The sequence below is a fragment of the Vibrio sp. 10N.239.312.D08 genome, from assembly GCF_041466145.1.
In the GTDB taxonomy this organism is placed as follows: Bacteria; Pseudomonadota; Gammaproteobacteria; order Enterobacterales; family Vibrionaceae; genus Vibrio; species Vibrio crassostreae_C.
Map to the genome: position 1 here is coordinate 1 of NZ_JBFSSD010000087.1, position 6,476 is coordinate 6,476.

At 38.7% G+C, this 6,476-nt stretch carries 7 protein-coding genes; 6 read left to right on the forward strand and 1 reads right to left on the reverse strand.

Features of this window, described 5'->3' with window-relative positions; genetic code table 11:
* Window positions 1-477: 477 nt before the first annotated feature.
* Window positions 478-969 carry a transcription/translation regulatory transformer protein RfaH gene (gene rfaH, locus AB6D58_RS23985; RefSeq protein ID WP_017091014.1) on the forward strand — a complete coding sequence of 164 codons (492 nt, stop codon included), beginning with the start codon at window positions 478-480 and terminating at the stop codon, window positions 967-969.
* Between the two features lie 93 nt (window positions 970-1,062).
* Here the strand turns inward: rfaH and AB6D58_RS23990 are convergent, their stop codons facing one another.
* Window positions 1,063-1,347 carry a hypothetical protein gene (locus tag AB6D58_RS23990; protein WP_108188474.1) on the reverse strand — a complete coding sequence of 95 codons (285 nt, stop codon included), beginning with the start codon at window positions 1,345-1,347 and terminating at the stop codon, window positions 1,063-1,065.
* Between the two features lie 1,293 nt (window positions 1,348-2,640).
* On the opposite strand from AB6D58_RS23990, the gene mobV reads away from it, so the two are divergent.
* The 5 genes from mobV (at window position 2,641) to lpxL (ending at window position 6,317) form a co-directional block, all read left to right on the forward strand.
* Complete coding sequence (mobV, locus tag AB6D58_RS23995) at window positions 2,641-3,792, forward strand: MobV family relaxase (protein ID WP_372111896.1); 1,152 nt, start codon at window positions 2,641-2,643, stop codon at window positions 3,790-3,792.
* Between the two features lie 279 nt (window positions 3,793-4,071).
* Entirely contained in the window at window positions 4,072-4,329 is a 258-nt protein-coding gene (locus AB6D58_RS24000) for a hypothetical protein (protein ID WP_102457268.1), read from the forward strand.
* Between the two features lie 371 nt (window positions 4,330-4,700).
* Window positions 4,701-4,997, forward strand: coding sequence for a BrnT family toxin (locus AB6D58_RS24005; protein ID WP_102457269.1), 297 nt, complete (start codon window positions 4,701-4,703; stop codon window positions 4,995-4,997).
* Window positions 4,990-5,199, forward strand: a complete 210-nt coding sequence (locus AB6D58_RS24010; protein ID WP_076653982.1) for a BrnA antitoxin family protein — start codon at window positions 4,990-4,992, stop codon at window positions 5,197-5,199. Before AB6D58_RS24005 ends, AB6D58_RS24010 begins: the two co-directional genes overlap by 8 nt.
* A gap of 194 nt (window positions 5,200-5,393) precedes the next feature.
* Window positions 5,394-6,317: an LpxL/LpxP family Kdo(2)-lipid IV(A) lauroyl/palmitoleoyl acyltransferase gene (gene lpxL / locus AB6D58_RS24015; RefSeq protein ID WP_102457271.1), complete on the forward strand. Its 924-nt coding sequence runs from the start codon at window positions 5,394-5,396 to the stop codon at window positions 6,315-6,317.
* The last annotated feature ends 159 nt before the right edge of the window (window positions 6,318-6,476 follow it).

Here is a 6,476-nt window from a genome sequence, read left to right on the forward strand (position 1 = left end):
TTGTCTATTGATGACGTTGTTAGATAAATGCCTTTTAATTCGGAGGCTTTTTTGTCAAAGGAATAAAAACGTATCATTGCTGCTTTATGAGTATAGTTCAGATTTAAGACGTGTACATTTTCCCCTTGTTTAACGTAACGCCACTTAGTGATCACCTAGATTTAGACACATGGACGCTTCCCTTTTGGGGGGCGTTATTCGTAATGGGGTGAGATTACTTTCTCTGTTTCTGACGTTGCTATTTTTAATTTAAATAAAAAATATGTGAAGGCAGTGCTGGCATTGGTATTTGGTTGCTTTTCGATACGATATGTTTCTTTCTAGAAAGGTTCTCTTTATGTGACAGACGATTCTTTCTTGTTTGCAATTTGGGCAATGAAAACTAAAGACCATGATACTTTCTTATTGGCTATTGGCTATTGGCTGTGATGTATTTTAATGTATGTTAAATAAACGTTAAAGCAATGGGTGTCATTAATGAAAGCTTGGTACCTCTTATATTGTAAGAGGCATGAACAAATGAGAGCTGAGATTCATTTGAAAAACCAAGGTGTTGATTGTTATTACCCTAAGTTTAGAGTGAATAAAATGAAAAAGGGGAAAATAATATCCTCTACAGAGCCTCTGTTCCCGTCTTATATTTTTATACAATTTGATTATGAAATAGGCCCTTCATTCACATCGATTCGCTCTACTCGTGGAGTGGTTGATTTTGTGCGTAAAGGAAATGTGCCCATTGAAGTTGATGCTAGTTTAATTACTAGTCTTGAAAATCTGACGGTAAAGGCTAATGTTGAGCAAAAAAAAAACAAGTGCGGTGATGTGATAAAAATAAAACGAGGGCAGTTTTCTGGTGTTGAGGCAGTGTTTTATGAATCAGGTGGTGATGCTCGGTCAATCATACTTATTAATCTCATTAATACTCGAACTAAAGTTAGTATTGAAAATGAAGATATAGATTTTCAATAACATCCGTTGTACGTAGGTGGTCTATTTAACGTAACTGCACTTTCTACGAACTCAAAAAGGTCGCCTATCTAGGCGGCCTTTTTCGTTACTGCGTCATGGGCGAGTTAAACGATGTTCCACTTCGAGTAGAATGATGTTTTCAAAATAGCTAACAAAGGTCGGAAAATTGTTCGTTCCTTTGAGAAACTCTTCATGGTGCTCATTCAGCCAAACTTTTAGGAGTTTCATTACGTTTTCATCGTAGAGGAAGTCATCCGTTGGCACTTCATCTACAACAACTTCGATATGATTCACAATCGCCCATAGCCGAATAATGCGATCATTTAGCGTAATGGATGTCCTGTTTTCTGTCTCTGGGTGAGTATATGAAATCTTCATCTTGATTACTTCTCCTTCCTTTTTGTGAGTCAATATTAACTCACAAAAAGGAAGGAGAAGCTAGCGATTTACCATAACGGCACTTAGTGCGAACCAAGCTCTTAGATGGTAATGAAACGAAAAAAGGCAGCCCTAGGGCTGCCTTTTTGAATGGGGGCGACCACATAAAAATGCGGTCACTACATCACGCTTACGCATTTTGTAGCCATAACCTCTTGATCGAGAATCGTTAGATAACTATTCTACAAGGGTTAAGTTGTGATGATAGCTAGGTAGAATGAGCTGTCACCAACAGAATTAAAAGCCCTGCAAGGCTAATGATTCCAAGATGCATTGAGTTGTTAAAGCTCAGTGGATTGCACCAGTATTGAGATTGTAGCCCATGTAGGGTGGCACATTCAATATAGCGCACTTCAAGTCATCCCTCTTAACTGCAATTTTGTTTATAACCCTTACCGAAAACCTTTTGGTTGTGGATTGAAACTATCGTGCAGTGGTTAATTCCTAGCGTTACGTTTGTCCGGTATTGAATCGTTCGGCAAGATTGTATTCTAGCTTGAGAAAGACAATGGAAGTGATTCCATAAGTCGCGGGATTGACCATTCACACAAGCAGCCTAAACCAACACGCTAAGACACCCATGCGGTATTAAGGTCTCAGTCGGCAACAGGCGAATGGTGCTCAATACAGAGTTTAGTTGTCGAGTTAGAGCAGTATTATGACTCTAGCCGCATTGACGGGTACGACCGAAACGACGGCGTATAGACGAATTTGTGTAATGGTGGTCAAACTTATATCTTTAGGTCAACAGCCTAGGGATAGACCCCCTATACACAAATCAAAATACTCCCTCCACTCAAGCGTATATCGCCACGTTGTCACTTAGAGTGATTAATTAAGATTGGTGAGAGCTGCTACATGCTTGCATGTAGAGATTTTGCCAATCCGACAAGCGAAGCGCGTCAGTTCTCAAACATCTCACTTTCATCTCTACGTTTTGAAATCACTCTAAAAACATGATATTTAAATTTAATAAAGGATCTAATAGTTATTCATAAAACAATGATTAAATATTCATAAATATCTATTAGTAAATCAGAGCTCTATCTCTAGATTTTTTCTCCTCATACCTCCTTAAAAATCCCTTTGCCAAGCCTCATTTATTAGTCCAAATTGATAGAATCCGCCCTTAATTCTTTTCAAATGAAAGGGGTATACATTCACTATACCGCTAACTTGTCCTGCACTACGTTTGGGTTAGCGGTGTGAGTTCTGCGAAGCAAAGGATCGCCAATGTCTCAAGTGTCTTTACGAATTCAAAAACTCAAATGTTCCAATATTTCTGGAGCGAAAAAGCACAATCAAAGAGAGTACAAACCTGATAATGCCCACACTGAAAAAAGTGTTCTCAATGAGGTTTTTATCGATTCGGGAAACATCGATGATTTGGTCTTTTCTCGTATTCGAGATCAAAAAGCCCTGGTCATTGAGTCAGGAAAAAATGCATCGACGATAGCCATCGAAATGGTTTTGTCTGCGAGTCCTGAATATTTTCGTGATGACCCATTAGATACCGGTGTGTTTGACCAGAAGAAAATGGAGGTTTGGCGCGATGCTAATCTCGTTTTTTTGAAAAATAGATATGGCGATAACTTAGTCCGTGTTGATCTGCATTTGGATGAATCCACGCCACACATGCACGCGATTATTACTCCGCTCGTACAGAAAGAACGAAAGATTCGAGGCAAGGATAAGTACAGAACAGTAAACGTTCTTGATGCGAAAAATATGTTTAATCGAAAAGCCTTGGTCGAGTTGCAAAGTGAAGCAGCAGAAGCTGTTTCTTCACTTGGTATTCAGCGAGGATTGCGACACAGCAAGGCCACTCATACTCCAATCAGGCAAAACTATACAGTGATGTCAAAAACAGAGAATGAGCGCTTAGAGAGGCATGTAGAGGCTCATGAGATTGGTCTTATTGGTGGGTATAACAAAGAAACGTTAAGGCAATATGCTAACTATGTGATTGATAACTACGAAAAGCATCGTTCAAAGCAAGACCAAAGAATTAAAGAGCTTGAAATTCAATTAGAAACAAAAAACAAACAGCTGGAATTTTATGCTAAATATCAAGATCATACGCTTGAAGGTGGGGCGTTTATGCAAAATGTCAGGTATGAAGTTGAAAGCATTCATAGGCGCTTTAAAAATCATTATCACCTGCTTCAAAAACAAAACGATGCTTTGTTGGAAATAAACGAATCTCTACAAATAGAAAAACAAAACGCTCTAAGAGAGTTAGATATTAGCAAGGGTCATTACCAAGATTCATATCGCATAGACAGAGAGCAAATTGATTCACATCGAATAGACAGAGAGAAAATAAAAGAGGTATACACAGAGCTATCCAAAACAGATTTATTAGATATCAATCCATATGATTGATTCTTAGAAAGTTATGGAAAAGAGTGTTTTCCATCGATTCTGAGTTCAAACGTAACCACCTAGAATTTGCTTTATATTCCCTCGAAAAGCGTCACAAACTTACAAGGCGTTATGGAAGCATATCGCCTTGATCAAGTGTCCAAAATCTTTACTAAGAGCGCTTGAGGGGCTCTGAGGCGCGTTTTTGATAGCAAAGTTTGCTATTTACCATAATAGGAATAATGAACACCTCAAATTCATCATATACTTCGCTTTTGAAAAATCATTAGGGTGCAAATTATGGTTGGTACAAAGGTTGAAGTTCTAACTGATATTTGGAAGAGTGCTCAGGAACTACAGCAAGACATTGAGCTTGTAAAAAGGTCTTTTGAACAGTGGATCTCTAAGAATGATACGGGACGTAGTTCAGAAGATGCCGCATTTGAATCTCTTTGTGAGCATTATTGCTCTGCATTAGCCTCTAAAAAATTAGACTTGATTTTAGAAAACTGCTTTGAGAAGCCTACGGATGAAGACTGTGGTTGGGTAAGGAATTAAAGTAAGAACGGCTCCCAATCGGGAGCCGTTCTTTGTTACAGAGTCACGCTTATGAAAAATTTCACAGTGAAATTGTAGGTTACGAAGTCACGTGATTTTTGTTCTTTTCCGGACGAGTTGAATGCTAGGTCGGGTTGAAATAAGTGGTTCGGACGAGTTGAATTCTACCTTGAACTATCTCGTGATCCACCCATGGAAACTTTCGGTTCTGCGTGAACATTACAGGAATAATACACACCGATTTTTGAGAAGTTGAACCTCATTCTTAAGCGACCTTTAACACAAGGAAATCACCTTTCCGCGGAGAACTTCGGTTTCTATTTCCTTTGATTTTAACTACAATATAATTACGATGTAGTTATGGTTGTGATATGTCTTACTTAAATTTTCAATGGGATCCCAACAAAGCTGAAACGAACAGAAGAAAACATGGTGTTACCTTTCATGAGGCTCAGTCAGTTTTTTATGATGAGTTTGCCCGTGTTATTCCAGATCCAGACAGTTCATTTGGTGAAGAGCGTTTCATTATTTTAGGCGTAAGTGAGGAATACAATACTTTGGTTGTTTGTCATTGCTATCGTGGGGATGATGAGAAAATCAGAATTATATCAGCCAGAAAAGCAGAGAAACGAGAACGAAAACAATATGAGGATTGCCGTTATGCGTGAACAGTATGATTTTTCTAACTCAGTAGCTAACCCTTATGTGAAAAAATCAAAGAAGCAGATAACGATAAGATTAGATGAAGATGTTATTAGCTACTTCAAAGAGCTTTCAGACAAGAATGGAGTTCCTTACCAGAACTTAATGAATCTTTATTTGAAAGATTGTGCATCTAAACATAAAGAGTTGAAGATGGATTGGCAGTAGCCACTACAAATCGAATTTAGACACAAGAACGGCTCCCGATTGGGAGCCGTTCTTCGTAACGGAGTCACGCGATTGAACATAATAGGAATAATAAACACCGATTTTGTTAGCTTGCCCTGTTGATGCTTATGTAACTTGCCATTTTGAGCATGGAAATGTATAGATGGCTCTCTATACATTTAACTCTTTGTCTTATGAATATTATTTCTTCCCCTAAATTTTCAATCACATTACTCCATCCCAGATACTGGGGAGTTTGGCTTGGTTTTGCTTTACTTGCTCTGGTTGTAAATATTTTTCCATACTTTCTCCTACGTCTTATTGGAAATAGCATAGGCTTGGTGGCTATGAGGATTCTTAAGAGGCGTTACCAAGTGGCAAAAGAAAACTTTCGACTTTGTTTCCCTGGACAATCCGAAGTTGTTTATGAAAGGTTGGTATTGTCAAATTTTAAATATACAGGTATGGCTCTTATAGAAACAGGTATGGCTTGGTTTTGGCCTAAGTGGAGAATTAGTCAAATCTCGTCAACTCAAGGTCAAGAAAATATAAATGAGCAGGGAGAAAGAGGTGTTCTGATTTTATGCACTCACCATCTGAATTTGGAACTAACGGCTCGTATTTTTAGTCAATTTTGTAAAGGGTACGGAGTGTATCGTCCCAACTCCAATCCAGCATATGAATTTGTTCAGCATAGAGGGCGAACTCGGTTTGGGCACAAGATGGTTGATCGAAAAGATTTAAGAACAATGATAAAGGTACTCAAAGGCGGAGGAAGGCTTTGGTATTTACCTGACCATGACTATGGTCAGGCAAACTCAGTTTTTGCTCCTTTCTTCTCCGTTAAAGAGGCCGCTACTACATCAGGATCTAGTATGTTGATTGATTCAACTGGTTGTGCGGTAATCTCAGGTGTAACTGTTTTTGATGAAAATGGTTACACCCTTCATATTGGTCAGGATTTAAGTCACAGCATAAAGAGACGTGACCCTTTGAATGCAGCAGCTGTGCTTAACCAAGAAATTGAAAAAATGATTGAGAGAGACATTCCAGCATGGATGTGGCTACACAAAAGATTTAAAACACGCCCAGAAGGAGCTAGAGCCTTTTACTCATGAGTTTATGTTGAGCTTCAACTTATTTAACGTAACGTCACTTAGTGCGAACTGAGATTTAGACACAAGAACGGCTCCCGATTAGGAGCCGTTCTTTGTTGCGCAGGTGAATCCTAGCTAAGGTAACAGAATCTTAATGCTCTGGTTGTCTATTGATGACGT

Excerpts from the sequence above, each read along its gene's own strand:
- rfaH (WP_017091014.1), top strand. The coding sequence starts at position 478 with ATGAAAGCTTGGTACCTCTTATATTGTAAGAGGCATGAACAAATGAGA.
- AB6D58_RS23990 (WP_108188474.1), bottom strand. The coding sequence starts at position 1,347 with ATGAAGATTTCATATACTCACCCAGAGACAGAAAACAGGACATCCATT.
- mobV (WP_372111896.1), top strand. The coding sequence starts at position 2,641 with ATGTCTCAAGTGTCTTTACGAATTCAAAAACTCAAATGTTCCAATATT.
- AB6D58_RS24000 (WP_102457268.1), top strand. The coding sequence starts at position 4,072 with ATGGTTGGTACAAAGGTTGAAGTTCTAACTGATATTTGGAAGAGTGCT.
- AB6D58_RS24005 (WP_102457269.1), top strand. The coding sequence starts at position 4,701 with ATGTCTTACTTAAATTTTCAATGGGATCCCAACAAAGCTGAAACGAAC.
- AB6D58_RS24010 (WP_076653982.1), top strand. The coding sequence starts at position 4,990 with ATGCGTGAACAGTATGATTTTTCTAACTCAGTAGCTAACCCTTATGTG.
- lpxL (WP_102457271.1), top strand. The coding sequence starts at position 5,394 with ATGAATATTATTTCTTCCCCTAAATTTTCAATCACATTACTCCATCCC.